The sequence below is a fragment of the Cytobacillus firmus NBRC 15306 genome, assembly GCF_001591465.1.
GTDB classification, from domain to species: domain Bacteria; phylum Bacillota; class Bacilli; order Bacillales; family Cytobacillaceae; genus Cytobacillus; species Cytobacillus firmus.
Window position 1 is genome coordinate 21,855 of record NZ_BCUY01000026.1, and the last position, 23,603, is coordinate 45,457.

General features: G+C 41.0%; 30 protein-coding genes. 5 read left to right on the forward strand and 25 right to left on the reverse strand.

The features are described 5' to 3' along the window. Window positions 1–114 precede the first annotated feature (114 nt). The 5 genes from BFI01S_RS09725 to BFI01S_RS09745 form a co-directional block, all read right to left on the reverse strand. Entirely contained in the window at window positions 115–1,005 is an 891-nt protein-coding gene (locus BFI01S_RS09725) for a superoxide dismutase (protein ID WP_061792442.1), read from the reverse strand. Window positions 1,006–1,148: 143 nt separating this feature from the next. Next, window positions 1,149–1,637, reverse strand: coding sequence for a YpuI family protein (locus tag BFI01S_RS09730; RefSeq protein ID WP_061792443.1), 489 nt, complete (start codon window positions 1,635–1,637; stop codon window positions 1,149–1,151). A gap of 28 nt (window positions 1,638–1,665) precedes the next feature. Continuing rightward, window positions 1,666–2,088, reverse strand: coding sequence for a hypothetical protein (locus tag BFI01S_RS09735; protein ID WP_061792444.1), 423 nt, complete (start codon window positions 2,086–2,088; stop codon window positions 1,666–1,668). A 105-nt stretch (window positions 2,089–2,193) separates the two neighbouring features. Next, window positions 2,194–2,781 (reverse strand): SMC-Scp complex subunit ScpB, encoded by a 588-nt coding sequence (scpB, locus tag BFI01S_RS09740; protein WP_061792445.1) that lies wholly within the window; start codon window positions 2,779–2,781, stop codon window positions 2,194–2,196. Between the two features lies 1 nt (window position 2,782). After that, window positions 2,783–3,544, reverse strand: a complete 762-nt coding sequence (locus BFI01S_RS09745; RefSeq protein WP_061792446.1) for a segregation/condensation protein A — start codon at window positions 3,542–3,544, stop codon at window positions 2,783–2,785. Window positions 3,545–3,755: 211 nt separating this feature from the next. Here BFI01S_RS09745 and BFI01S_RS09750 point away from each other — a divergent pair, with 211 nt between their 5' ends. Both BFI01S_RS09750 and BFI01S_RS09755 read left to right on the forward strand, forming a co-directional pair. Then, window positions 3,756–3,854 (forward strand): YjcZ family sporulation protein, encoded by a 99-nt coding sequence (locus BFI01S_RS09750; protein WP_061792447.1) that lies wholly within the window; start codon window positions 3,756–3,758, stop codon window positions 3,852–3,854. A 192-nt stretch (window positions 3,855–4,046) separates the two neighbouring features. Further along, entirely contained in the window at window positions 4,047–4,568 is a 522-nt protein-coding gene (locus tag BFI01S_RS09755; protein ID WP_061792448.1) for a DUF309 domain-containing protein, read from the forward strand. 103 nt (window positions 4,569–4,671) lie between these two features. On the opposite strand, the gene BFI01S_RS09760 is transcribed toward BFI01S_RS09755, so the two are convergent. Then, on the reverse strand, window positions 4,672–5,019 hold the full coding sequence (locus tag BFI01S_RS09760; RefSeq protein ID WP_061792449.1) for a GNAT family N-acetyltransferase: 348 nt from the start codon (window positions 5,017–5,019) through the stop codon (window positions 4,672–4,674). A 480-nt stretch (window positions 5,020–5,499) separates the two neighbouring features. On the opposite strand from BFI01S_RS09760, the gene BFI01S_RS09765 reads away from it, so the two are divergent. Next, on the forward strand, window positions 5,500–6,369 hold the full coding sequence (locus BFI01S_RS09765; protein ID WP_061792450.1) for a DUF1002 domain-containing protein: 870 nt from the start codon (window positions 5,500–5,502) through the stop codon (window positions 6,367–6,369). Window positions 6,370–6,395: 26 nt separating this feature from the next. On the opposite strand, the gene lysA is transcribed toward BFI01S_RS09765, so the two are convergent. From lysA to spoIIM, 17 genes are all read right to left on the reverse strand, one after another. Further along, window positions 6,396–7,715 (reverse strand): diaminopimelate decarboxylase, encoded by a 1,320-nt coding sequence (lysA, locus tag BFI01S_RS09770; protein WP_061792451.1) that lies wholly within the window; start codon window positions 7,713–7,715, stop codon window positions 6,396–6,398. Window positions 7,716–7,904: 189 nt separating this feature from the next. Next, the gene (locus BFI01S_RS09775; protein WP_061792452.1) at window positions 7,905–9,389 is read right to left on the reverse strand and encodes a spore germination protein; all 1,485 of its coding nucleotides are present in this window, start codon (window positions 9,387–9,389) and stop codon (window positions 7,905–7,907) included. Beyond that, window positions 9,364–9,951, reverse strand: coding sequence for a stage V sporulation protein SpoVABEA (gene spoVAEA / locus BFI01S_RS09780; protein ID WP_061792453.1), 588 nt, complete (start codon window positions 9,949–9,951; stop codon window positions 9,364–9,366). The genes BFI01S_RS09775 and spoVAEA overlap by 26 nt, the downstream gene beginning before the upstream one ends. A 53-nt stretch (window positions 9,952–10,004) precedes the next feature. Then, a complete protein-coding gene (locus BFI01S_RS09785; protein WP_061792454.1) occupies window positions 10,005–10,427 on the reverse strand; it encodes a stage V sporulation protein AB in 423 nt (140 codons plus the stop codon). Next, window positions 10,417–11,037, reverse strand: coding sequence for a stage V sporulation protein AA (locus BFI01S_RS09790; protein WP_061792455.1), 621 nt, complete (start codon window positions 11,035–11,037; stop codon window positions 10,417–10,419). The genes BFI01S_RS09785 and BFI01S_RS09790 overlap by 11 nt, the downstream gene beginning before the upstream one ends. A gap of 191 nt (window positions 11,038–11,228) precedes the next feature. Beyond that, window positions 11,229–11,987 carry an RNA polymerase sporulation sigma factor SigF gene (gene sigF / locus BFI01S_RS09795; RefSeq protein ID WP_061792456.1) on the reverse strand — a complete coding sequence of 253 codons (759 nt, stop codon included), beginning with the start codon at window positions 11,985–11,987 and terminating at the stop codon, window positions 11,229–11,231. Between the two features lie 12 nt (window positions 11,988–11,999). Continuing rightward, window positions 12,000–12,440, reverse strand: a complete 441-nt coding sequence (gene spoIIAB / locus BFI01S_RS09800; RefSeq protein ID WP_061792457.1) for an anti-sigma F factor — start codon at window positions 12,438–12,440, stop codon at window positions 12,000–12,002. Between the two features lie 3 nt (window positions 12,441–12,443). Next, entirely contained in the window at window positions 12,444–12,794 is a 351-nt protein-coding gene (gene spoIIAA, locus BFI01S_RS09805) for an anti-sigma F factor antagonist (RefSeq protein ID WP_061792458.1), read from the reverse strand. Between the two features lie 13 nt (window positions 12,795–12,807). Then, complete coding sequence (locus BFI01S_RS24345; protein WP_268875321.1) at window positions 12,808–12,936, reverse strand: hypothetical protein; 129 nt, start codon at window positions 12,934–12,936, stop codon at window positions 12,808–12,810. Between the two features lie 82 nt (window positions 12,937–13,018). Then, the gene (locus tag BFI01S_RS09810; protein ID WP_061792459.1) at window positions 13,019–14,182 is read right to left on the reverse strand and encodes a D-alanyl-D-alanine carboxypeptidase family protein; all 1,164 of its coding nucleotides are present in this window, start codon (window positions 14,180–14,182) and stop codon (window positions 13,019–13,021) included. Window positions 14,183–14,329: 147 nt separating this feature from the next. Further along, window positions 14,330–15,634: a pyrimidine-nucleoside phosphorylase gene (locus BFI01S_RS09815; RefSeq protein WP_061792469.1), complete on the reverse strand. Its 1,305-nt coding sequence runs from the start codon at window positions 15,632–15,634 to the stop codon at window positions 14,330–14,332. A 106-nt stretch (window positions 15,635–15,740) separates the two neighbouring features. Beyond that, window positions 15,741–16,562: a purine-nucleoside phosphorylase gene (locus BFI01S_RS09820; protein WP_061792460.1), complete on the reverse strand. Its 822-nt coding sequence runs from the start codon at window positions 16,560–16,562 to the stop codon at window positions 15,741–15,743. A 32-nt stretch (window positions 16,563–16,594) separates the two neighbouring features. Then, window positions 16,595–17,779, reverse strand: a complete 1,185-nt coding sequence (gene deoB, locus BFI01S_RS09825; protein WP_061792461.1) for a phosphopentomutase — start codon at window positions 17,777–17,779, stop codon at window positions 16,595–16,597. Between the two features lie 259 nt (window positions 17,780–18,038). After that, window positions 18,039–18,932, reverse strand: coding sequence for a site-specific tyrosine recombinase XerD (gene xerD / locus BFI01S_RS09830; RefSeq protein ID WP_061792462.1), 894 nt, complete (start codon window positions 18,930–18,932; stop codon window positions 18,039–18,041). Between the two features lie 9 nt (window positions 18,933–18,941). Beyond that, window positions 18,942–19,169: a YqzK family protein gene (locus BFI01S_RS09835; protein ID WP_061792463.1), complete on the reverse strand. Its 228-nt coding sequence runs from the start codon at window positions 19,167–19,169 to the stop codon at window positions 18,942–18,944. Window positions 19,170–19,444: 275 nt separating this feature from the next. Continuing rightward, window positions 19,445–19,912 (reverse strand): ferric iron uptake transcriptional regulator, encoded by a 468-nt coding sequence (gene fur, locus BFI01S_RS09840; protein ID WP_061792464.1) that lies wholly within the window; start codon window positions 19,910–19,912, stop codon window positions 19,445–19,447. A 232-nt stretch (window positions 19,913–20,144) separates the two neighbouring features. Continuing rightward, on the reverse strand, window positions 20,145–20,789 hold the full coding sequence (spoIIM, locus tag BFI01S_RS09845; RefSeq protein ID WP_035330065.1) for a stage II sporulation protein M: 645 nt from the start codon (window positions 20,787–20,789) through the stop codon (window positions 20,145–20,147). A gap of 174 nt (window positions 20,790–20,963) precedes the next feature. Between spoIIM and BFI01S_RS09850 the strand changes: the two genes are divergently transcribed. Further along, complete coding sequence (locus BFI01S_RS09850; RefSeq protein WP_061792465.1) at window positions 20,964–21,527, forward strand: GNAT family N-acetyltransferase; 564 nt, start codon at window positions 20,964–20,966, stop codon at window positions 21,525–21,527. A gap of 31 nt (window positions 21,528–21,558) precedes the next feature. On the opposite strand, the gene BFI01S_RS09855 is transcribed toward BFI01S_RS09850, so the two are convergent. Then, complete coding sequence (locus BFI01S_RS09855; protein WP_061792466.1) at window positions 21,559–22,725, reverse strand: endonuclease Q family protein; 1,167 nt, start codon at window positions 22,723–22,725, stop codon at window positions 21,559–21,561. 1 nt (window position 22,726) lies between these two features. Beyond that, complete coding sequence (locus tag BFI01S_RS09860; RefSeq protein ID WP_061792467.1) at window positions 22,727–23,278, reverse strand: NUDIX hydrolase; 552 nt, start codon at window positions 23,276–23,278, stop codon at window positions 22,727–22,729. Between the two features lie 77 nt (window positions 23,279–23,355). Here BFI01S_RS09860 and mciZ point away from each other — a divergent pair, with 77 nt between their 5' ends. After that, window positions 23,356–23,490 carry a Z-ring formation inhibitor MciZ gene (mciZ, locus tag BFI01S_RS22440; protein ID WP_082804499.1) on the forward strand — a complete coding sequence of 45 codons (135 nt, stop codon included), beginning with the start codon at window positions 23,356–23,358 and terminating at the stop codon, window positions 23,488–23,490. The last annotated feature ends 113 nt before the right edge of the window (window positions 23,491–23,603 follow it).

Here is a 23,603-nt window from a genome sequence, read left to right on the forward strand (position 1 = left end):
AAGTAGTGATATGACAATTATGTTTGACTTGTATTCAGGGTTTGGAAATAGCTTGTACATCAAAAATGAGGGGAATACTCTTTGTACTCCCCTCTTACTTCTTTCTGCTCCTATTTAGAATGGCTTCCATTTTAATTCAGATGCTTTTAAATATCTGTCTTCGACATCCTTCCAGTTGACAACATTCCACCAATTTTTAATATAATCTCCGCGGTTATTTTTATATTGCAGATAATAAGCATGTTCCCATACATCCAAAGCCAGCAGAGGGATTGTATCCCACTGAGTTAAAAGCATATGTCTTTCCGATTGAAGTATTTCGAGTCTGCGCGCTCTTGGAGACCACACCAGGATTGCCCAGCCCACTCCTTCTGCCTGCTTGGCTGCTTCAGTGAAATGGCTTTTGAATTTCTCAAAGCTCCCAAAGTATTTGTTTATTTCCTTCAGGAGTGCCCCAGACGGGCTTCCTCCGCCTTCAGGACTCATATTATTCCAGAAAATCGTATGCAAATAATGGCCGGAGCCATGAAAGGCGAGCTCGCGGGACCAGTGTTTTACGAGGCTGTAATCATTATTATTCCTGGCATTTTGAAGCATTACCTCCGCTTTGTTCAACCCATCAACATATGATTGATGATGCTTATCATGATGCAGCCTCATAATTTCCGCTGAGATGTGCGGTTCAAGTGCACTGTAATCATAAGGGAGCGGGGGTAAAATATGCTTTCCCGCAGAAATGTACGGTTCATTCATATAGATATTTCCAAGCTGCTGTCTATTGGAAAAATAATTCTCCATATCGGAATGAAGAGAGTCCACTTGTTCCTGCAGCTTTTCCAAACCTTCTATATCCAGGGGGCCGTTTATTCCATCCATAATTTCGGTAAAATGATCCAGCCTCTGCCACAGTTCATTGTTTTGTTCAACATCCTCCGAGTCTAAAAAATCTCTTAGCTCTTTGTTCCATTTTGTAACGTCCTTAATGTAATCTTCCATTTTACTCATACAATCCCTCACTCGCTTCCTATAATGGCTCACTTTTTATTTGTATGAGTGAAAGTTTGTACGTTTTCCACTGAAAAAGGAAATCTGTATATAACGCGCCATCAAAAAAAGAACAGCTGCCTGCTGTTCTTCAACTTCCATTTCTATTTGGATTGAATCATTTTTGTCCGGTAATCGGTTTCGTAATATTCAAGTTCCTCACGAATCCGCTGGAACTCTGATTCCAGCTGCCTGAACATTGTTTTCAGGCTGTCCGGAACTTCATCATGAAACTGGATTGAGTTTTTTCCTGTATATGCTGAACGGCTATTCTCAAACCAGGCATCATTTTTCGGAGAGAAAAACTCTTCAATGCATTGATGGTAAATCCGGTATAATGTCTTTTCTGCAGCACCTTTTTGAAAAGGGTCACTTTTTAATATGATCGTGCTGGTATCAAGTCCTTCTTCACAATATACGAGCAGTTTTCTCACATGTGAGAGGATGCTTTTATAATAATTCGCATTCCCTTGTTTTTCTGCTTCAAGATCTTTAATTGTTGTATTATTTAAGAAATCTTCGAATGCAGCAACGCTATTACCTAGGAAATTTTTCACATCTTCCATTTGTGATTTAACAATTGAATTTCCCATCCATTACACCCCCATAATTATACACTGGCTATTGTTGCGGTTGAACAATGAAATCTAAAGGTGATCGCAGGTCATAGGATTTATTATTCTCCAGCGCTTCAAAAATGGAGGGAAGCCTGGAAAAGTCCAGATCCTGAAAATAGGATGCAAAATCAGCCTTTGAATTAAGATAAATTCGTTTGCGGTGCCTAAAACCCGGGTTCTTCAATAAACATGAAAGAGCAACAAGATCCTTGAACTGGACTTCTCTAGAACCAGCCTGAAAGACTGGATCCTGGTCATATGGCGTGAACTCATTCATGGATTCATCAAAGAAACGGACGTATAAAACATGAAAAGTTTTCTCCTGTCCATCTTCTTCGAACACAATTTCACTTCTGTTAAAAAAATCTTCCGAGGTGTTTGGCTTTTCTTTTTCAAGCTCATATCCCCTGCAATGTTTAATCAGCAAGCAAAACCCTCCTATTTCCCGATGGTTTTAAGATAATATGTATTAAAAGGAAAGGGAAAATTTAAATTTATTTTACCACACTTCCTATGTAATGTGTCAGAAAACTCAAGAATCGAGCTCCTGGAACTTTTCAAAGAATAAATCTGCCTCTTCCTGTAATGAATCCTCTTCTTCACTAATCTTATCCGGGAGCGGCGGAAGCTCTTCTATGCTTTTAAGGCCAAAATAATCGAGGAATTCTTTAGTCGTTCCATACAGGTAGGCACGCCCTGTTCCATCTGCCCGTCCAACTTCTTTAATCAGGGCTTTTGCTGACAATGTATGAAGAGGTCTCTCTGTCTTGACTCCCCTAATCTCCTCAATCTCTGTCCTTGTAATGGGCTGTCTGTAAGCAATAATTGCGAGTGTCTCGAGTGCCGCCTGAGAAAGGGAGGCGGCAGAAGGAGATTCCACCAGCTTCTTCAGGTATGGGGAAAACTCTTTTTTCGTTACCAGCTGAAAAGTCCCCGCCAATTCAACAGCCATAATTCCGCGGCTGCTAGTATTGTAGTCTTCCATAAGACTGTCCATGATTTCACGGGCCTGATTCTCTTCCACCTCCAGAACATGGGCAATTTGCTTAAGAGACAAGCCTTCATCACCAGCTGCAAACAGGAGGCTTTCAGCTATCCCCTTCCAATTAACAATCTCCACACTATTTTCCTCCTTCCATGGAAGCTACATAAATATCCGAGAAATTTTTGTCCTGCTCGACCTGTATTTCTTTTCGTTTGATTAACTCCAGTACCGCCAGGAAAGTTACTACTATATGCTCTTTGTCCGATACCGGAAAAAGATCGGTGAATTTTTTCCTGCCTTTTATACTCCTTAACTGTTCTACAATTTCAGACATCCGCTTTTCAATGGGAATCTCCTGGCGGGCAACTTTTGCAGAAAGCGGCCTTTGGAGTTTCTTCCTTCTTAATAACTTTTGCAAAGCGCCAAGCATATCATAAAGACTTACATTCAAATCTGCTTTTTCCTGCTGTGATTCATTCACATATTCCGAAAGGTCTGCAGGCGGCTTTGTATACATTAAACTTCTATCCTGTTCCCTCTCCTTAAGCTCTTCTGCAGCTTCCTTATATTTACGGTATTCAATCAGCCGTTCTACAAGTTCATCTCTGGGGTCTTCTTCCATTTCTAATCCAAATTCATCTTCGAGCTCTTCCTCTTCATGCTTTGGAAGCAGCATTTTGCTTTTAATAGCCAGAAGCGTAGCGGCCATTACAAGATATTCGCTTGCTACGTCAAGCTGAAGCTCCTTCATTGTATGTATATAAATGAGGTATTGCTCGGTGATTTCTGATACAGGAATGTCATAGATATCAATTTCAAGCCTGTTAATAAGATGAAGAAGAAGATCCAGAGGCCCCTCAAAAGCATCTATTTTGACGTTGTAATGATCATATTGCATAAAATACCCACCAAATTTTCCTAATATAAATTCCCTTAAATGCCAAAAGGCTATATCTAGTATAGATTATTCATGGATGTTATCCAATAGAAAAATAACCCTGATGCCCGCAATGCCCCTGCTTCATACCAGAATTTTTTTCATGCGCCCAATCAATCAGGCAATTGCCTACATACGATGTATGGAAATAAAGATACAGGAGGTATTTTATATGTCTAATGCTGGATTAGGAGATTGCGGAACCGGGTTTGCTTTAATTGTCGTACTGTTCATCCTATTAATTATAGTCGGAGCTTCCTGGTTCTGCTAAATCGCTGTGTTTATCACAGCAAATTGTGCACATTTGCCAAAAGAGGCTGTCCTATTAGAAACCCAAGAGCGCCAACATATATTTGTTCAGATTAAAAAGCTGTAAAAGCCCGGTTAAGCGCCGGGCTTTTATTTTTCTGATAATCGATTGTGCTGTGATAAAATAAAGTAATCATTGTCAAGGAGTGAAAGTATGTATCCTGATAAATATATCGAGTTCCTGGTCCATTTTCATGGTGACCGTGATTATTTTGAATGTCACGAAATACTGGAGGAGTATTGGAAGAATACGGATCCAAACAATAAAAAGTCTGCATGGGTCGGATTAATTCTTATGGCAGTTTCTTTTTATCATCATCGCAGAGAGAATTTTAATGGTGCAGAACGGACCCTCCGCAAAGGAATCGGCATTTTGGATTGCAGGGCTGGAGAAATACAGGCATTGGGTCTGGATACAGATCAATTGAAAAAGGATCTTAAGGACAGGCTTGTGCTGATTCAAAAAGGCGGAAAGTACTCCAGCGTTAACTTGCCTATTATTGATCCCTTGCTCAAGGAAAAATGCATACAGGACTGCGCATCCAGAGGATTTCCCTGGTGTTCTGACAGCAATTTTCCAGATAAAGATATTGTGCACCGCCATAAAAGAAGAGATAGAACCATGGTTATTAAAGAAAGACTTGATGCCCTGAATCAGAAAAAAAGGCAGGAATAATGATTATTCGCTGCCTTTTTCCATGTAACAAAGTATATTGCAGAACCCCGATAGCGGTCCTGCTGTGCAGATGCTGGGTTTGTGCCAGGTACTTCCGCTTTTGTTAGTTAACATCACATTTGCTTAGAAAAGATTTGGTTTCATCCGTTGCAGTTAAAGTTTTCCCAGGATATAGTTCATCCAATGCTTTTATCATTGTTTTGCCAATGCCTTGATGCCGGTGTGACGGGTTAACAGAGATATGCTGAATCTCCATTGTCTGATCACTTGATGTAACACCGACCAGCCCAATGATATCTTCGCCTTCCTTCCACAAAAACAGCTGCCGATTTTCTTCTGATTCATATTGCTTCATCGTCTGCTGCAGCCTTTTCAAGTCTTTTTCATTAGGCATGAAAGATAAAAGACCCATTGCAATTTTTTCAAATGACTTTTTATATCGAATTAGCATATTAATCCCTCATTATTTGAATAAAAACATCATAAACTATTTTTCCCATATTTTAATATTTGTAAACTTTTCATAACAGTATATGTATTCATGCTGAATGTTGCTATTTTCGAATAAAACCGGCTGCCTTAACGCCTTCTTCGCTGCAAAGCTCTAAACTATAAAGAACCAGTAAACAAGTCCCCATCCGATGCTTAACACAAGCAATATTATAAAAAGAAGCCAATTGCTTTTTTTCATATTTCCTTACTGCCCCCATTTATATATAAATCCTATGACTTACAAACTATCATTCATTTTACACTATTCTTTCTCATAATTCCATTCTGCTTGCTGAAATAGGAATTTTGAGCTAAGGTTTCTGTTAGAGAAGAATTGAAACTTTTCCGCGTAAAGATTCGTCTATTTACAGGAAGCCATTAAGCGAGCCGCAGAATTGTCATAAATGGCTTCCCTATTTTTGCTCCGGGAGGAAACCGCATGAAATGGAATAAAACGCTAGTTCTATTAATAATGTCGCTATTATTTATTTTGCCGATACAGGCATTTGCCGATATGGCGGAAGGTGATGTAATTGTCACTTTAGGAGAGAATCTATCAGAAGAACAAAAAAATATGCTTCTGGCTGAAATGAAAGCTCCAAAAGATGCGACCATCATTACTGTTTCAAATGAGGAAGAACATCAATATCTTGGAAATTATATCTCTAAAGCTCTAATAGGAACAAGAGCGATATCTTCTTCGGCAGTCACAGTAGCAAAACAAGGCTCCGGCCTTGAAGTCGAGACTAAGAATATTAACTGGGTCACTGATGAAATGTACATTAATGCTTTGATTACTGCAGGTGTAAAAGATGCAAAGATTTATATAACAGCACCTGCAAATGTCTCTGGAACAGCTGCTTTAACAGGGATTATCAAGGCATATGAAATTTCAGCCGAAAAAACGATTCCTGAAGATGTTAAACAGGCTGCCAATGAAGAAATGGTGGAAACAGCCAAGCTCGGCGATTCGGTTGGAAACGAGAACGCAGCTGCATTAATTGCCAAAATTAAAGAGGAAATTGCCAAAAATTCACCTGAAACCGATGCAGAACTCAGAACAATTATCGAAAATGCAGCAAAGGAGCTTGGCATCACTCTGAACGAACAGGAGATTCTAAGTTTAATAGATTTATTCAACAAGCTGAAAGAGCTTGATATCGATTGGAATCAGGTCGGCGAGCAGCTTAACCAGGCAAAAGACAAAATTTCCAATTACCTTGAAAGTGAAGAAGGCCAGGGTTTTTTAGAAAGCCTAAAGCGTTTTTTCACTAGTGTAATAGACGCGGTTAAAGCCTTCTTCTCCTAAAAAATTAAGCTGCCTTAGCGGGCAGCTTAATTTTTTATTTTTTCATTAATCGGCAGATCCAATCGTAATAGATCCTCGTATGTCTCCCTTTTAACAACCAGCTTAGCCTCGCCATTTTCAATAAAAACCACAGGCGGCCTTGGGATCCGGTTATAGTTGTTTGCCATGGAATAACCGTATGCGCCTGTACAGAAAACGGCCAGGAGGTCTTGATCCCCTGCTTTTGGAAGAGGCAAATCCCAAATGAGCATATCGCCTGATTCACAGCATTTTCCGGCAATTGATACTGTCTCTTCAGGCTTATCCAATACCCGGTTTGCAAGTACCGCTTCATACTTAGCCTGATAAAGGGCCGGCCTGATATTGTCACTCATGCCGCCATCCACAGCCAGATAATTTCTTACATTAGGAACCTCTTTGCGCGACCCTGTCTGGTATAAAGTTGTTCCGGCATCTCCCACAAGGGAACGCCCCGGCTCAATCCAAATTTCCGGCATTTTCATGGAAAAATGTTTAGCCTGTTTTTTAACTTCCCCGATAATTTCTTCAACATATTGAGATGCATGAATCGGATCATCTTCTTCTGTATAGCGAATTCCAAAACCTCCGCCTAAGTTAAGCACTTTAGGTTCATATGCATGTTTTTCTTTCCACTCTGCCATCTTCTCAAAGATTTTCTTGGCAGCCAAAATGAAGCCTGTTGTATCGAAAATCTGAGACCCGATATGACAGTGCAGTCCAAGCGTTTCAATCCAGCTTGATTTCAGAGCAATTTGCAGAGCCTTTTCAGCCTGGCCATTCTGCAGGTCAAATCCAAACTTTGAATCTTCCTGGCCGGTTAAGATATAGTCATGGGTATGAGCTTCAATTCCAGGCGTGACCCTCAGTAAAATTTTTGTTTTCGCTGCAAGAGATTCACATATCTCCGCTAATAATTCCAGTTCATAAAAATTATCGACAACAATACAGCCGACATGATTCTTTAAAGCCATTTCCAATTCTTCTCTGCTCTTATTGTTCCCGTGAAAGTGGATTCTTTCAGATGGAAAATCTGCAGCAAGAGCAGTGTATAACTCTCCGCCTGATACTACATCCAATGAAAGACCTTCTTCATCTACAAGCTGCACCATTGCCACTGTTGAAAAAGCTTTGCTCGCATATGCAACTTGGGCTTCTATTCCAAGCTTCTCGAAAGTTTTCTTAAAGCCCCTTGCTCTTTCTCTTATTAATGCCACATCATATACATATAAAGGTGTTCCAAATTGACTGGCGAGTTCAACTGTATCCATACCGCCAATTTCAAGATGCCCTTTGTCATTTACCTTCATGGTGCCGTGAAAAAACATGGTTCCCCCTCTTCCTTTTCCTCAGGAGAGCATCGGCTAGATGTCTTTGCCCCCGAGACTGAATCAATTTATGAAAGAAATAGACAGCATCACAAGAGACTGTCTATTCTGTTTCCTTTAATCCTTTATTTAATTAAAAAAACTTTACCATATTTCGTGTATCTTAGCAATCGGCATTACGCGTATTTCTTATTTTGCAGGCTGCTTGTAACGATTTTTAGTCTGGACAATGCTTGGCCGTATTTTAGAGCCAGGCATCGAACGGCGAATCAGGATTTGGGTTAAAGCCACCGGGCTGAATGGAATAAACGGCCAAAGATATGGTGTGTTCAATGATTTGATGCTTGCTAGCAGAAGAATGGTCAGTGTAAGCCCTACTACCAAGCCTGGTGTATGGAAAATCGCGACAGCAATAAGCAGGCCAAGTCTTACAATCTTATTTGCAATACTCAATTCATAGCTTGGCGTTGCAAATGTTCCGATTGCTGCAAGCGCTACATACAAGATGACCTCTGGCACAAACAAACCAACATCAATAGCAATTTGCCCAATAAGAACTGCTGCTATCAAACCCATTGCGGTTGAAAGCGGAGTTGGTGTATGAATGGCAGCAATCCTTAGAAATTCAATCCCGACATCGGCAAGAAACAGCTGGACAATGACAGGAACATTCGTTTCTTCATTGGGACCGACAAACGCAATTCTTTCAGGCAGGAGTGAAGGCTCCAAAACGAACAAAAACCAAAGCGGCAGCAGCACAATCGATGCCAATAGGCCTAAGAAACGTATCCATCGGACAAATGTGCCGACTGCTGGCGATTGCCTGTATTCTTCTGCATGCTGTAAATGATGAAAATATGTTGTAGGTGTAATTATGACACTTGGTGAAGTATCAACGAATATAATGACATGCCCTTCAAGCAAATGGGCTGCTGCCACATCTGCTCTTTCCGTATACCGAACCAGCGGGAAGGGATTGTATCCCTGCTTTAAAAGAAATTCCTCGACTGTTTTATCAGCCATTGTAATGCCATCGATTTCAATCGCTTTAATTTCTTTTCTAATTAAATCAACTAAATCCTTATTAGCCACATCTTTAATGAACCCAATGGCTACATCTGTTTTGGATCTTTCACCAACACGCATGATTTCAAAGCGCAGCCGTTCATCTCTAATCCTTCTGCGGGTCAGGGCTGTGTTTACTATAATATTCTCTACATAGCCATCTCTTGAGCCGCGGATAACTTTTTCAGTATCCGGTTCCTCCGGGGTTCTGCCGGGATAGCTTCTGACATCGATGACAAGCCCTTCTCCCTCACCCTCGCCTACAACGACAATCAGGCCTGATAGTACCTGATCAACCAATTCATCCATTGTCTTAATGTGCTCAATGGATTGATGCCTCAGCCTGTTCTCGATGATGTTAAATAGGTTAGAGGAAAGTTTTTCACTGTCATTGATCCCAACCAGACCCTCAATGATGGCAATGATATAACTCGTATCCGTTAGTCCATTAATATAATAGAAATGAACATCCTTCCTTAAGATCGTTAGCTTTCTGACACCCAGATCGAAGCTTTCTCCCAGGCCAACTCTATTTTTCATGTACTTTTCAATTTCATGGACGGACTCAAATATACGTGTCTTATCATCCTTCGTCTTGTTTCGTGTCATAATAGCCGCTCCTTTCCAATATAAGCTCTACTGCCTTTTTAGTTATTGGCGAACCTAATTCATAATGATCTTTTTTAGACATCTTTCCGATATCGCCAATTCCTACGATTATCGGCACATCCAGCTGATCAAGACAATAAACGGTATCACCATTAATTCTGCCAATTTCCATCTCGGGTACTCCGAACTTATCAACTCCGTATGGAGTCAATTCCCCGTTGTTATCGATACATACATCTACTTTTGTCCACTCGGCCTGTCTTGTTTTTGAGGCAACTGCTATGACTCCCAGAACATCGATATCGTTATGGCACGCAACATACTTCAGCGCATTCTCTCCGGCTCCCTCCCCGATAAACCCGCTGTCATCAAACATGACCAATACGGGATCATGGGAGACTTTTTTTATCAGCTTGACGATTTGCTGACCGTTTAAGACTGAAGGATTTCCATGCGACAAGGATAGGCATCTTCCTCCAATTTCCTTCGCAACACGCTCCACTGTCTTTCTTGCAAAATCGTCTCCATCAGTTATAAGAATGACGTGCCTCCGATCATCCATAGCAGTTTTCCTTTCCGAATCCTCATTTTTCTTAAATATGCCCAGCCGATTGCTTATTTATTTACAAAATAAATCCATTGAAACAGTGATCCGAACACCTTTCCAAATACAAATGCCATCAATAAAATGACAATCTTTCCATCTACACCGATTCTTTTCGCAAGGATTGGAAAAACATTCAATACTTCAGTTAAAGCTGCTGCCAGCATGCCAATAAATATGCCTGAAGCCAGCCCAATGGGTATTAAAAGCAGGGGTGTCAGGTGTAATACCGGATTCCATAAAGTAGCCAGTGCACCCGCCAAAGCCCCCATTACGACTGCAGTTTCATAATAATGGATCATCTTCATCGTTTTGCTCAGCTGGGTAAGCCTTGGGATGATGCCCAAAACAGCCAGAAAAGCAACAAAACCTGAACCAACAGCGAGCCCGCCTGCAAATCCTATGATCATTACCAGGACAACATTAATGGTCATCAAGATACTTCATACTCTCCTTGTTCTCTTTCAATGCAAAATAGTTATCAAGATCAAGCTGAAAATTAAACATTTCTACTTCCAATGGGCTTGGCTCCTCGTTCAGCCGCTTCTTAAAAACATGGTTAAAGAAAATGATCATGCCAAGCCCCAGGCCAATCGAATAGGGGATTTGAAAAATGAGTGGCCGGCTGTCCACTTCTCCGGTTATGAGAGTGTAAATTCTCAGCTGTACATCCTGCATGCTCACGTCTTCATGAAAATTCATAATAGCCAGGGCTGCACCTATAAACAGAAGCAGCCAAACCAGCAGAAAGAGAGGAAATGATACTTTGCGCTTCTTTGTAACCACCTCGACTATCGCTTGAGCCGGCCCGATCGACTGGACTTCAATTTTTGAAAACAATTGGGTTATGGTCCTAATTACCTTCATAACGTCAATAACGACAATATTCCGATCCTGCTCGCTTACTTGATAAAGCGGTAGTGCACAAAGCTTTTCGTAAATGTCTTCATCGGCAATGACCTGTGCAATATCTTTCAGCAGTATTCTCTGATTGGGCCTTATTTGCAGACGGTGCCGCAAGCGAATATAAACTGTTTTTTCCAATATGCTCACTTCCCACAAAGTAATATCCTTTTCGAAATTGAAATTGGTTCGCCTATTTAGAGCGTTTCGCTTTTGTGTCTATATTTAGTATGAGTTACATATATTAGCTTCATGAACTCCAATAATTGGCTGTTTGAAAAGCGTCGAAAAGCACTGAAGTGTTATATAAAAAAATGAAAGACGGGATGGATTTAAATATCCATCCCGTCTTTCATTTGCTGAAGTATCTTTTTTTCCAGTCGCGACACCTGCACTTGGGAAATACCAAGCCTTGCCGCCACTTCGGATTGAGTCTGATCTTTATAGTAGCGCAAGTAAACAATCAGTCTTTCCCGCTCATCCAATTCACGGATCGCTTCTTTTAATGCTATTTTATCAAACCATTTTCCTTCATTGCCATCATCAATCTGATCGAGCAGTGTAATGGGATCTCCGTCGTTTTCATACACTGTTTCATGTATAGAAGATGGGATCCGGCTTGCTTCCTGGGCAAGGATAATATCTTCCGGAGAAATTTCCAGAAACTCAGAAAGCTCTGTAACGGTTGGGATGCGGCCAAGCGTTTTTGATAACTCGTCTTTGGCTTTCCTGATTTTATTGCCCATTTCCTTTAAAGAACGGCTTACTTTTACTGTTCCATCATCCCGTATGAACCTTTGGATTTCTCCGATAATCATTGGAACCGCATAGGTCGAAAACTTTACATCATAACTGAGATCAAACTTATCAACCGATTTCAACAAGCCGATACAGCCAATTTGGAAGAGGTCATCGGGTTCATATCCTCTATTCAAGAATCTCTGGACGACAGACCAGACAAGACGCATATTTTTTTGAACTATTTTGTCCCTTGCACCCTGATCTCCGCTTTGGCTTTGCTTTATTAGCTCCTTGACTTCATTGTCCTTTAAATAGGTTTGGCCCTTCTCTGCTTTAACCTCCACATCCATAGCAAGACTCCCTTAATTGCATAGCATTTTACTATTTGATAAATGCTTCCTTAATCGGATCTCTGTGCCTATTCCCGGCTGCGATTTGATTTCGATTTCGTCCATGAAATTCTCCATGATGGTAAAGCCCATACCTGATCTTTCCAATTCAGGTTTTGTTGTAAATAATGGCTGCCGCGCCTCCTCCACATCCATAATACCAAGGCCTTTATCCTTAATGGTCAAATCAATGAATCCATCTTCAATCAGGACAGATATATAGACAACCCCATTAGGATCATTTTCATAACCGTGAATAATGGAGTTGGTTACAGCTTCAGAAACGACCGTTTTAATTTCTGTCAGTTCGTCCATTGTCGGATCAAGCTGGGAAATAAAGGCAGCAACAGTGACACGTGCGAATGATTCATTTTGGCTAAGCGCACTGAATTCGAGGTTCATCACATTTTTCATAGTTCAGGCAACCCCCAATCTTTGCAGTGCGTTTTCTTCTGTCGGTTCTAAACGGATGATCTTAAATAAACCCGACATATCAAATAGTCTCTGCACTGCTGGAGAAATCGCACAAACAACCATTTCACCATGCTTTTGTTTGATTTGTTTGTAGCGGCCCAGAATCACTCCCAGCCCTGAACTATCCATAAAAGAAAGCTGATCAAGGTTTAATATAATATGATGGATGTCATGATCTTCAATCGCCCTCGTCGCCTGTTCACGCAGTTCATCTGCCGAATGATGGTCCAGTTCCCCGCTTAAACGAATACATAAGACATCATGCTTTACTTCCAAATTAATGTTAAGACTCACTATCTTGCCCTCCTTATCTGGTATCCGCAACTGAAAAAGCCGCTAATGCTCTTGCTTTTCCTCCGGATAGGATGATCCGGAACCTAAATAAATTCCGGTATCCGCCCTTATAGTGAATCAATTTCGATGCTTGAAGCTTCATTTCCTCCCTGGAGACAAAACTAGTGTATTTTCGCTAAAAATAATAATCATAGGGATGTATTTCGACAAATATAAATGGTTATTTATTCAGTTTTTGAAAATAACCCCATGGATCGTTTAAACAATGTCCACCATGATGCTTCATTGCTATTTTCTTTAGCAACCAAAGGGCTTTCAACCAAGACTTTTCCATCCTTTTTCAAAGTTAGTGTTCCGATCTGATCACCCTTTTGGACAGGAGCTTTAATATTTTTATTTAAAGTAATCTTCTGTTCAATTTCCTTGATGCTTTCTCCTTTTTTAGTTAAAAGGGAAATCGGTTCACTAGTCAGGGCTTCAACCATTTTCTTTTCGCCTTTGCTAACTTCAACTTTTCCAAGAACGTGATTTCTTTCATACATTGGGTGTGTCTTATATTGGCTGTATGCAAAGTCGAGCATTTTAGTCACTTGGGCATTGCGTTCTTTTGAAGTTGGTGCGCCAAATACAACGGCTATAACCCGCATTCCGTCTTTCTCGGCTGTTGCCGTCAGACAGTATTTTGCTTCTGAAGTAAAGCCTGTTTTGAGGCCATCAACACCTGGATAAAAACGCACAAGGCGATTTGTATTGACCAGCCAGAATTTTTTATCTGTGTCTTCACGAAGATAGGCTTCATATGTGCCTGTAAAATCAGTTATTTTCTCATATTTAAGAAGCTCTTTGGCCATTATGGCCATATCATGCGCAGTACTGTAATGTTCTTTAGCTGACAGGCCTGTAGGGTTTTGGAAATTAGTATTTTTCAGGCCTAATTCCTTTGCCTTTTTATTCATCATTTCAACAAAAGCTTCTTCTGAACCGGCAATTCTCTCGGCCATTGCAACGGATGCATCATTACCGGAACCAATGGCAATCCCCTGCAGCATTTGCTTTGTGGTCATTTCTTCACCTGGCTCCAGGAAGATTTGCGAACCGCCCATTGATGCTGCATATTCACTTGTCCGAACTTTCTCATCCCATGAAAGCTTTCCTTCATCTATCGCTTCCATAATTAAGAGCATGGTCATGACTTTTGTCATGCTGGCAGGCGGAAGCTGCTCACCGCTGTTTTTTTCATACAATACCGAACCGGTATCACGCTCGATAAGAATTGCGGACTTCACATTATCCGCTAAATCTGCGCTGCTTTCTCTTGCAAACCCGGAAGGAGCAAAGATTGTTGCCATTAATAATGCTATTAACATTAATGAGACTAGTCGTTTCATCACACAATACCTCCATTCTTTATAGCCTTCATTTTTTCCAGTTAAAGAAAATTTATACAGTTCAGTAAGACTAAAAAGAAATTAAACAGTCAGCTCCGCGCCAAAAAGCCGCCGGATATAAATCCCCGGCGGCTTTTCCCTTCAATATTATTCAGTTATTTCTTCATGAATTAATACTGGTGCCTCCACTTTTTCAGTGGAAAGCGTAATGTTTTCATAAAGCATATTTCTTACTTCTTCTACATTTTCGAAATTGCTGCAGATGGTTACGAGAGAATCGCCCTTTTGTACCCGGTCGCCGATTTTCTTTCTTAAAATCAGGCCGACGGCCAGATCAATTTCTGATTCCTTGGTTGCTCTTCCTGCTCCCAATAGCATGGCTGCAGTTCCGATTTCATCGGCAACAATCTCAGAAACATACCCATCCTGCTTAGCTTCTAATTCAAATGTATATTTTGACTGAGGCAGTTTTTGCGGATCATCGACAACTGACGCATCTCCGCCTTGTGAGCTTAGGAATACTTTAAATGTTTCTAAAGCTGAACCGTCCTTCATAGCATTCTCTAACTTTTCACGCGCTTCCTTCAATGAATCCGCTTTTTTCGCCAGGAAAACCATATGGCTGCCCAGGGTCAGGCATAGCTCAGTCAGATCTTCAGGTCCTTCGCCTCTTAATGTATCGATAGCTTCCTTTACTTCAAGGGCATTGCCAATGGCATAACCGAGCGGCTGGCTCATATCCGAGATAACAGCCATGGTGTTTCTGCCAACATTATTTCCAATGCGGACCATCGCTTTTGCTAATTCACGTGAATCGTCAAGTGTCTTCATAAATGCGCCGGCGCCTGTCTTAACATCAAGGACAATGGCGTCAGCACCTGCAGCGATTTTTTTGCTCATAATCGAGCTTGCAATGAGAGGGATACTGTCCACTGTGGCTGTTACATCGCGCAGTGCATATAACTTTTTGTCTGCAGGCGTTAAGTTGCCGCTCTGGCTAATGACTGCAATTTTATTTTGATTAACAAGCTTAATAAATTCTTCATTCTCAATTTCCACATGGAATCCTTCAACAGCCTCAAGCTTGTCGATTGTTCCGCCTGTATGTCCAAGCCCGCGCCCTGACATTTTCGCAACCGGAACACCTACTGCAGCTACAAGCGGCCCCAGTACGAGTGTTGTTGTATCGCCTACACCGCCAGTTGAATGTTTGTCTACTTTAATTCCTTCTATTTTGGATAAGTCAATTTGATCACCGGATTCTACCATTGCCATAGTTAAGTTGGCTCTTTCGTTCTCTGTCATCCCCTGGAAGAAGATAGCCATTGTTAAAGCACTTACCTGATAATCCGGGATCGAACCGTCTGTGTATCCTTTAATGACGAATTGAATTTCTTCTGCCGTTAACTCCAGTCCATCTCTTTTCTTTTCAATAAGATCTACCATTCTCATCATCAAACACCACTGCTTTCATTTATTCTATTCTTATGGCTTTATTCTAATCGTTTATTGTTTTGCTTAAAAAGTCAGCCGCATAACCGCCAAAATAATTTAAAAGTTATGCACCAAATTCCTTAACAATTGCTTTCACATAACGAAGGAAGTCAGCTTTGACTTTTTCTGTTGTTTCGATTACTTCTTCATGGTTAAGGGGCTGGTCAAGGATGCCTGCTGCCATGTTTGAGATGCAGGAGATTCCAAGTACCTTCATGCCTGAATGCTGTGCAACGATGACTTCCGGAACAGTTGACATGCCGACTGCATCTCCGCCCATTGTTCTCAGCATGCGAACTTCTGCAGGTGTTTCATATGTTGGGCCTGTATTGCCGACATACACTCCTTCCTGAATCTTCAGGTTCAGCTTTTCGGCTAGTCCTCTGGCAAGTTTTCTCAATTCTTTGGAATATGCTTCTGACATATCCGGAAAACGCGGACCCATGCGGGAATCATTAGGACCGATTAAAGGATTGCTGCCCATATTGTTGATATGGTCTGAAATAAGCATTAAATCACCTGGAGAATAGGTTTCATTCACTCCGCCAGCCGCATTGGTAACAATGAGCTTCTCAACACCCATCTCATTCATAACTCTTACAGGGAAGGTTACCTTATCAAATGAGTATCCTTCGTAATAATGGAATCGGCCTTGCATAGCAACCACTTCAATCCCGTTCAAGCGTCCAAATACAAGCTGTCCTGCATGGCCCTCTACTGTTGATACAGGAAAATCAGGGATTTCATTGTATGGAATCTTAACCGGTTCTTTGATTTCATCTGCCAATACACCAAGTCCTGAGCCTAAAATCAGCCCAATCTTTGGCTTGCCTGTATATTTATTTTTAAGAAATTCAGCCGCATTTTGAATTTTACTGTAATCCATCATCAATCTCCTCATCTGCTTTTTTATTGTAATTATTTCAGTTGGTCCAAAAAGCTTTTGCCATAGGCCGGCATTTTTACTTTAAAGTTATCCGCTATAGTCGCCCCAATATCTGCAAAGGTTTCACTGACCGGAAGCTCTTTTCCTTCTTTCATATCTTTTGAATAAACAAGAAGCGGAACGTATTCTCTCGTATGATCTGTCCCATGATGGACAGGGTCATTGCCGTGGTCTGCCGTGATCATTAATAAGTCGCCATCCTGCATTTTTGCAAAGACTTCAGGCAGGCGTTCATCAAACTCTTCAAGAGCTTTTCCATACCCTTCCGGATCACGTCTATGGCCAAATAATGCATCAAAATCCACCAGATTTACAAAGCTCAGGCCTGTAAACTCTTTATCAAACGTTTCGATCAGCTTATCCATTCCATCCATATTTGATGTTGTGCGAATGGCCTCAGTTACTCCCTCTCCATCATAAATGTCGGAGATTTTCCCAATAGCCACTACATCTAGTCCGCCATCTGCCATTTCATTCATTACTGTGCGGTCAAATGGCTTTAACGCATAATCATGCCGGTTTGATGTTCTTTGGAAATTTCCCGGCTCGCCAACGAATGGTCTGGCAATCACACGGCCTACCATATATTTTTCATCAAGTGTCAGCTCGCGTGCGATTTTGCAGATTTTGTACTGTTCTTCAATTGGAATTATATCTTCATGTGCTGCAATCTGCAGAACTGAATCGGCTGATGTATAGACAATCAGAGCTCCGGTTCTCATATGTTCTTCTCCCAGTTCAACCAGGATTTCTGTTCCGCTTGCAGGCTTATTCCCAATAATCTTCCTGCCGGTGCGTGATTCAAGCTCTGAAATCAATTCCTCCGGAAATCCATCAGGAAAGACTCTAAATGGAGTTTGAATATTCAAACCCATAATTTCCCAATGGCCAGTCATTGTGTCTTTTCCGTTTGATGCTTCCTGCATCTTTGTGTAAAACGCCATAGGGTTATCCGCTTTTTCGATTCCTTTGATTTCGCGAATATTACTGAGCCCCAGTTTGCCCATATTCGGCATCTTCAGGCCATTCATTTTTTCTGCGATGTGGCCGATCGTATCGGCACCTTTATCACCGAACTTATCGGCATCAGGCGCTTCTCCGATTCCCACTGAATCCATGACAATTAAAAAAACGCGCTTATATGTATATGCAGACATTTGAAAACCTCCTAATTATTTGAATACGGTTACAAAAATCATATTCGTATAGTACCCTTTTTAGGTTTATTTAACACTGATTCTCTTGCTGGACCAGGAGAACAAACCTCCATTCCTGCATTCTAAAAACTTATAAAGCATAGCCCTTTCATTTGTCAGAAGTCTGACATCTATATTTTACCTAATAAACAGGTAAAATGACAAGAAAAAGCTGCCTATTTTTCATGGCAGCTTTATGACATTTGATTTGATTCTATTTTTAAGCACGCGGGTGATATTTACTGTACACATCTTTAAGCCGAGTTTTGGTTACATGCGTATAAATTTGCGTGGTTGAAATATCGGCATGTCCAAGCATTTCCTGGACTGCACGTAAATCAGCACCATTTTCAAGCAGATGAGTGGCAAATGAATGCCTCAGCGTATGTGGAGTAAGCTCCTTCTCGATCCCTGCCTCCTGAGCCAGCCGCTTCAGTATTTTCCAGAAACCCTGTCTCGAAAGACGTTTGCCGTGATGATTTAAAAATAATGCTTCATCCCTATGCTTTTTAGAAACAAACTTGCCTCTTCCTTCAGTTAAATACCTTTCAAGCGCTTCAGAAGCTGTTTTGCCAATAGGCACAATCCGTTCCTTGTTCCCTTTGCCAATGCATCTTACAAAGCCCATCGTTAAATGAACATCACCTGAGTTCAAGCCTATCAGTTCACTTACCCGAATGCCTGTAGCATATAAAAGTTCAAGCATGGCTTTATCCCGCAGACCAAAGTGATTCTTAATTTCTGGAAGATCCAATAAAGTTTCCACTTCCTGCATGTTTAATACTTTTGGAAGCGAACGTTCCATTTGCGGTGTTTCTATATGGACAGAAGGATCATGGCCAACTGCTTTTTCGCGGAGCAGAAATTGGTGAAAGGCCCTTAAGGAGGATATATGACGGGCCAGTGTTTTTGAGGATTTGCCCTGTTTTTTTAAAAAGCCGAGAAATTGGACAATATGCGTGCGCTGCACATTTTCAAGACTTGTAATCTTCTCTTCCGACTTGAGATACTTCAGATAACTTTTCAAATCCCTTTCATAAGAGATAATTGTATTTTTGGCGAGGCCTTTTTCTACAAGTAAATAATGAATAAAGTCTTTTAACTGATCATCCATATGATTGCATTACTCCCCGTTTAAGTAGAAAAGAATTAACCGGTCCAGCAAGCTCCTATCTTCATGAGTTCCGCTCGCAGACACCTTAACAGCCGCTCCCCTTGGTTCGTCATAGCGGTGATAATCCTGGTATTCTTCGTTTAACCACATAATACCATAATAAAAAAGGATTGTGCATCCAGTAAAAATCACAAATACTTTAATGGTCTGAAAAGCCATGCCCAGCCAGGATTTCATGGTTTGGTCCTCCATAACTTTTAATAAAAAAGAAAGATAGTCAGCTTTCTATTATTAAAAGGTATGCCATTTTGGACAAGAATTATACCTGAATTTGTATAAATGATGTTTCTTCAGGGCACTTGCCTTTTTGAAAACAGCCCAAATAAATGTTGCCCGTTGATTTCCGCTCCAATCAACACAGTAAATAAGATACAAAAAGTAACAATCCTTTCGAAAACAACCAAAATAAAAAAGCCTATCCTAATGTAGAATAAGCTTTGTCAATAATCATATTAATTTTCATCTGCTTCGGTTTCTGTTTGTTTATCCTGGCAGCGGTAGCAGACGCCATGGAACGTAAGGCGGTGATCCTTTATTTTAAAGTTCCAGCGGCGTTCAACCACTTCCTCTACGTCTTCAAGCAAATCTTCCTGTATTTCATCAACAGCTCCGCACTCAATACAGACTAAATGGTGGTGAAAATGGGCTGCCCCTTCCTGACGCAGGTCATACCGGGAAACTCCATCACCAAAGTTGATTTTATCGACAATTTTTAATTCAGTCAGCAATTCAAGTGTTCTATATACAGTTGCCAAGCCTATCTCAGGCGATTTCTCTTTTACTAGGAGGTAGACATCTTCCGCACTTAAATGATCCTCTTCGTGTTCTAACAGGACGCGAACTGTTGCCTCTCGCTGTGGTGTTAGTTTATAGCTGGATGAATGCAACTGTTTTTTGATTCTTTCAATTCTGCTTTCCATACCGAAAGTCCCTCCCTCGCCACTAACATTCTCATTATAACAGAAATGAGATCACATTCAAAATAAAATAATTATAAATAACAAACGATAATGAATTCAATATAATAATAATTATAATATTGTCCAAAATAGATTGAAACCTCTTTATATGTACCCTATATTATAATTTTTATCCTTTTCCCGTACAGCAAAAAGGCAGAGCCTGCCGCTCTGCCTTCAGCAATGATTTCTATTAGGATTGGATTGAATTAACAACAGACTTCATTAAGACAGGCGAGATAAACGCCTCTACCCCGGCTGCAGCGATTAGAAACAGAATGGCTACAGCAAAAGCAATCATGTATCTTCCGAAAAGTGGCATCATGGGCTGGCCGGCTTTTTTCATAAATTGTCTTCTTATCATTTTTAAAGAGAAAGACACAGCCAGAGTTGCTGCTATTATAAAAATAGGTATGATGATCAGGTTCTGGGGAAGGACCGATACGAAGGAAAGCAAAAATCCTTCCCATCCCATGCGGTTAACGAGAAAGCCAACTGTAAAGCCAACCACCATGCCTTTCATAAAAAGCAGAATCAGAATGACCGGCAGTCCAATTATGGAGATTCCCAAAATCCACATCAACCCTATAAATTTTGTATTATGGAAAAAGCTTTGTTTAAATAATTCATCTGCTGCTGCAATATGCCCATCTGATACTTGTCCAAAAAACTGAGACAGGTAATAAAATAAGTCTTCTTTTTGTGTAAAACTCAAGCTATTTACAACGATAGCCCCAAAAATGACACCCATGAGAAATAATACAATAACAAATAAGTAGATTGAGGAATGTTCGCGAAAGTGGGCTGCTGCGGCGTTCTGGTACATTTTTTTCTTCATTGCTCTTCCTCCTAAGGCAAAACTGAATTAGATATTAAATTGTATGCCTGTCCCGGAATTGTATGACAACGAATTGGGCTACTTGTTAATGGATAAAAAAGTTCTTGAATACTTCCAGTGTTTCTTGCTATAATTTTCAAAATTATTGAAATTGTCATTGGAGGCGCTCAGAAAATGGACCCGATCTTAAAAGAGTTTCCAGAACGAATTGAAACAGAAAGACTTTATATGAGGCCTGCCTTGCCCGGAGACGGCAAAACAGTTCATGAGGCCATCTCAGCTTCTGCTTCCGAGCTTAAAAAGTGGCTTCCCTTTGCACAAAATGAACAATCAGCAGACGAAGTGGAGTCTGGCATCCGCAAGTCATATGCACATTTTATTCAAAGGGAAGATTTCCGTATCCATATTTATAGGAAAGAAGACGATGTATTTGTTGGCTCTACGGGCCTGCATCGCATAGACTGGGATGTCCGTAAATTTGAAATTGGCTATTGGGGAGATGTAAGGTTTCGGAAGAACGGCTATATTTCTGAAGCTGCTAAAGGCTTGACGAAGTTTGCCTTTGAGCATTTTCAAGCAAACAGAGTGGAAATCAGATGTGATCCGAGAAACATTAACAGCCGGAGAATTCCCGAAAAGCTGGGGTACACGCTTGAAGGAATCCTGATTAATGACAGTCTAAGCGCAGATGGAAAAGAGCTTAGAGATACTTGTATTTATGCTAAAATCAGCAGCTAAAAAAATAGAGCCTCGATGGGCTCTATTTTTTTTATGAATCAACAATTCTGCCGTACTTGCCTCCGCCCCCTGCCTGGAGGTTTAGCTTTCCTTCACGCGCTTTTCCAATAAGCATGGCTGTTTTCTCAGGAATTACTTTGCTGATTTCTGAGAAAGGAACATCATGAAGAATGGCCATTTCAGTTCCGAAATGATTCAGGAGCTTCTCGAGCATTTTCGGGCCTAACCCTGGTATGAACTCAAGAGGGACCTGATGAATATAAGGCGGCCGTACATCGGGCAATCCTCCTGAAGATTTTAGTTCAGAGATCCGGTCAGCCACGCCTTTGATAAATTTGTGGTGATTGCAATTTCGGCATTTACCATTCTCTTCATCAAAGGGGCCAAAACATTCGGAACAAACAGTCTGATGGTATTTTCCGAGCAGAGGATCCAGCCCGTAATTGGCTTTAACCCTGCATTTTTCTTTTCCGGCCAAAGCCTTGTGCAGTTCAGCAAATGTAGGTGCTTCCATTTCCAGAACCTGATATTCTCTGGCGATCTTTTTTAGTGAATGGGCATCTGAATTTGTTAAGAATGTATATCTATGAAGTTCAGCTATTTGATCAGCCATCATCGTATCTGCACTAAGCCCCAGCTCAATTGCATCAATTAAGTCAGGATCAAAAACCTCTGACAGCGACCGCTCTACGCCTTTCCCGAATAGACTCTTAAACGGGGTAAAAACATGGGCAGGAATAAAAAGCCCATCCAGTTCCTTTACTTTTTCCTGCAGCATTCTGCCTGAGGCATAAATTCTTTGAGAGCTTAATGTTATGTTCTTCAAATACCCTGTCAGCCAGGAAGAGAAATCCTTCATTGCGGATAGAGTTGGAAAGTAGCACAGGACATGAATTGGGCCTTTACAGGATTCATCATATATTTCAAGTTCCGACCCGGGAATAACCGTTAAATCTCCATATTGAAGTCCCCCATCCTTATGTTCGGTTACAAAGCCTTTTTGGGCCAAGTCCTCGATTTCAAGGATGACTTCAGGAGAATGACAATCAATAATGCCAATGATATCAAGCCCCTTTTCATTGCGGGCATGCCTGATGATATTAGTGAAGGTTAGGGATTTAGCGCCTGTTATTTTAACTGGCTTTCCCGTAAAAGTACGTCCAATATGGATATGAAGATCAGCAAAAAAGCGCTTCATGCTATTTTTTCAGCGCCTCTTGAAGCTGCAGATATTGGATTGCATAAGCAGTTTTCGCATCATAAACCTTTTGCTGCTTCAGCAGGGATATAGCTTCCTCAAGGGTTACCTCCAAAAGGTTCACAAATTCATCTTCATCAGGCGAAGCGGCATTTTCTTTTTTCTTAAGACCCTTTGCTATATATAGATGTACAAGCTCATCGGCAAATCCGGGAGAAGTGTAGAATGAGATCAGCCATTCCATTTCCGTGCAGACGTACCCCGTTTCTTCTTCCAGTTCCCTTTCTGCACAAATGCTGGGTTCTTCTCCTGCTTCAAGCTTTCCGGCAGGAATTTCAGCAATAATCTTATCCAGCGCTTTTCGATATTGTTCAACCATCACTATTTTATTATCTTCTGTTACTGCCAATACAGCTACTGCACCGGGATGTTTGATAATTTCCCGCTTCGATGTTTTGCCATTCGGCAGCTCAACATCCTCCACCTGCAGACTAATGACTTTACCAGTGAAGATTTTTTCCGTTTTAATTGTTTTTTCTTCTAGGCGGCTCATTGTTTTCAGTCACTCCTGTTCTATTCCGGTAATGATTGCTCATACATTTTATCATACTTGATGAGGGGGAGTATGGCATGAAGGTGTATGTCCATAATAGGGGAGTTATTCTGGCCGGCAAAGCCTGGGAAATCCGTGAGAAACTAAAACAATACAGCAGGCAGTATGTCCTTGTAAAAGACTGGATTGAATCTCAGAACATAATAAAGTGAAACTTCAATCAGGGGGCCTTATCCCCCTGATTGTTAGTTGAGGCCCACAGGAAGTGGGTCACAAAGACGTTGCCACAGGATGTGGCGTTCTTAGTCTTTGTCCTTATTTCGGG

Excerpts from the sequence above, each read along its gene's own strand:
- spoIIAB (WP_061792457.1), bottom strand. The coding sequence starts at position 12,440 with ATGAAAAATGTGATGAACCTCGAATTCAGTGCGCTTAGCCAAAATGAA.
- BFI01S_RS09775 (WP_061792452.1), bottom strand. The coding sequence starts at position 9,389 with ATGACACGAAACAAGACGAAGGATGATAAGACACGTATATTTGAGTCC.
- fur (WP_061792464.1), bottom strand. The coding sequence starts at position 19,912 with ATGGAAAGCAGAATTGAAAGAATCAAAAAACAGTTGCATTCATCCAGC.
- xerD (WP_061792462.1), bottom strand. The coding sequence starts at position 18,932 with ATGGATGATCAGTTAAAAGACTTTATTCATTATTTACTTGTAGAAAAA.
- deoB (WP_061792461.1), bottom strand. The coding sequence starts at position 17,779 with ATGTCTGCATATACATATAAGCGCGTTTTTTTAATTGTCATGGATTCA.
- BFI01S_RS09745 (WP_061792446.1), bottom strand. The coding sequence starts at position 3,544 with ATGCAATATGATCATTACAACGTCAAAATAGATGCTTTTGAGGGGCCT.
- sigF (WP_061792456.1), bottom strand. The coding sequence starts at position 11,987 with ATGGATGTGGAGGTTAAAGCAGAGAAGGGCCAAACCTATTTAAAGGAC.
- BFI01S_RS24345 (WP_268875321.1), bottom strand. The coding sequence starts at position 12,936 with ATGAAGCTTCAAGCATCGAAATTGATTCACTATAAGGGCGGATACCGG.
- BFI01S_RS09765 (WP_061792450.1), top strand. The coding sequence starts at position 5,500 with ATGAAATGGAATAAAACGCTAGTTCTATTAATAATGTCGCTATTATTT.
- spoVAEA (WP_061792453.1), bottom strand. The coding sequence starts at position 9,951 with ATGGATGATCGGAGGCACGTCATTCTTATAACTGATGGAGACGATTTT.
- BFI01S_RS09820 (WP_061792460.1), bottom strand. The coding sequence starts at position 16,562 with ATGGATTACAGTAAAATTCAAAATGCGGCTGAATTTCTTAAAAATAAA.
- BFI01S_RS09810 (WP_061792459.1), bottom strand. The coding sequence starts at position 14,182 with ATGAAACGACTAGTCTCATTAATGTTAATAGCATTATTAATGGCAACA.
- mciZ (WP_082804499.1), top strand. The coding sequence starts at position 23,356 with ATGAAGGTGTATGTCCATAATAGGGGAGTTATTCTGGCCGGCAAAGCC.
- BFI01S_RS09750 (WP_061792447.1), top strand. The coding sequence starts at position 3,756 with ATGTCTAATGCTGGATTAGGAGATTGCGGAACCGGGTTTGCTTTAATT.
- BFI01S_RS09760 (WP_061792449.1), bottom strand. The coding sequence starts at position 5,019 with ATGCTAATTCGATATAAAAAGTCATTTGAAAAAATTGCAATGGGTCTT.
- spoIIM (WP_035330065.1), bottom strand. The coding sequence starts at position 20,789 with ATGAAGAAAAAAATGTACCAGAACGCCGCAGCAGCCCACTTTCGCGAA.
- BFI01S_RS09815 (WP_061792469.1), bottom strand. The coding sequence starts at position 15,634 with ATGAGAATGGTAGATCTTATTGAAAAGAAAAGAGATGGACTGGAGTTA.
- BFI01S_RS09850 (WP_061792465.1), top strand. The coding sequence starts at position 20,964 with ATGGACCCGATCTTAAAAGAGTTTCCAGAACGAATTGAAACAGAAAGA.
- BFI01S_RS09755 (WP_061792448.1), top strand. The coding sequence starts at position 4,047 with ATGTATCCTGATAAATATATCGAGTTCCTGGTCCATTTTCATGGTGAC.
- BFI01S_RS09855 (WP_061792466.1), bottom strand. The coding sequence starts at position 22,725 with ATGAAGCGCTTTTTTGCTGATCTTCATATCCATATTGGACGTACTTTT.
- BFI01S_RS09730 (WP_061792443.1), bottom strand. The coding sequence starts at position 1,637 with ATGGGAAATTCAATTGTTAAATCACAAATGGAAGATGTGAAAAATTTC.
- BFI01S_RS09860 (WP_061792467.1), bottom strand. The coding sequence starts at position 23,278 with ATGAGCCGCCTAGAAGAAAAAACAATTAAAACGGAAAAAATCTTCACT.
- BFI01S_RS09785 (WP_061792454.1), bottom strand. The coding sequence starts at position 10,427 with ATGACCATTAATGTTGTCCTGGTAATGATCATAGGATTTGCAGGCGGG.
- lysA (WP_061792451.1), bottom strand. The coding sequence starts at position 7,715 with ATGTTTTTTCACGGCACCATGAAGGTAAATGACAAAGGGCATCTTGAA.
- BFI01S_RS09725 (WP_061792442.1), bottom strand. The coding sequence starts at position 1,005 with ATGAGTAAAATGGAAGATTACATTAAGGACGTTACAAAATGGAACAAA.
- BFI01S_RS09835 (WP_061792463.1), bottom strand. The coding sequence starts at position 19,169 with ATGAAATCCTGGCTGGGCATGGCTTTTCAGACCATTAAAGTATTTGTG.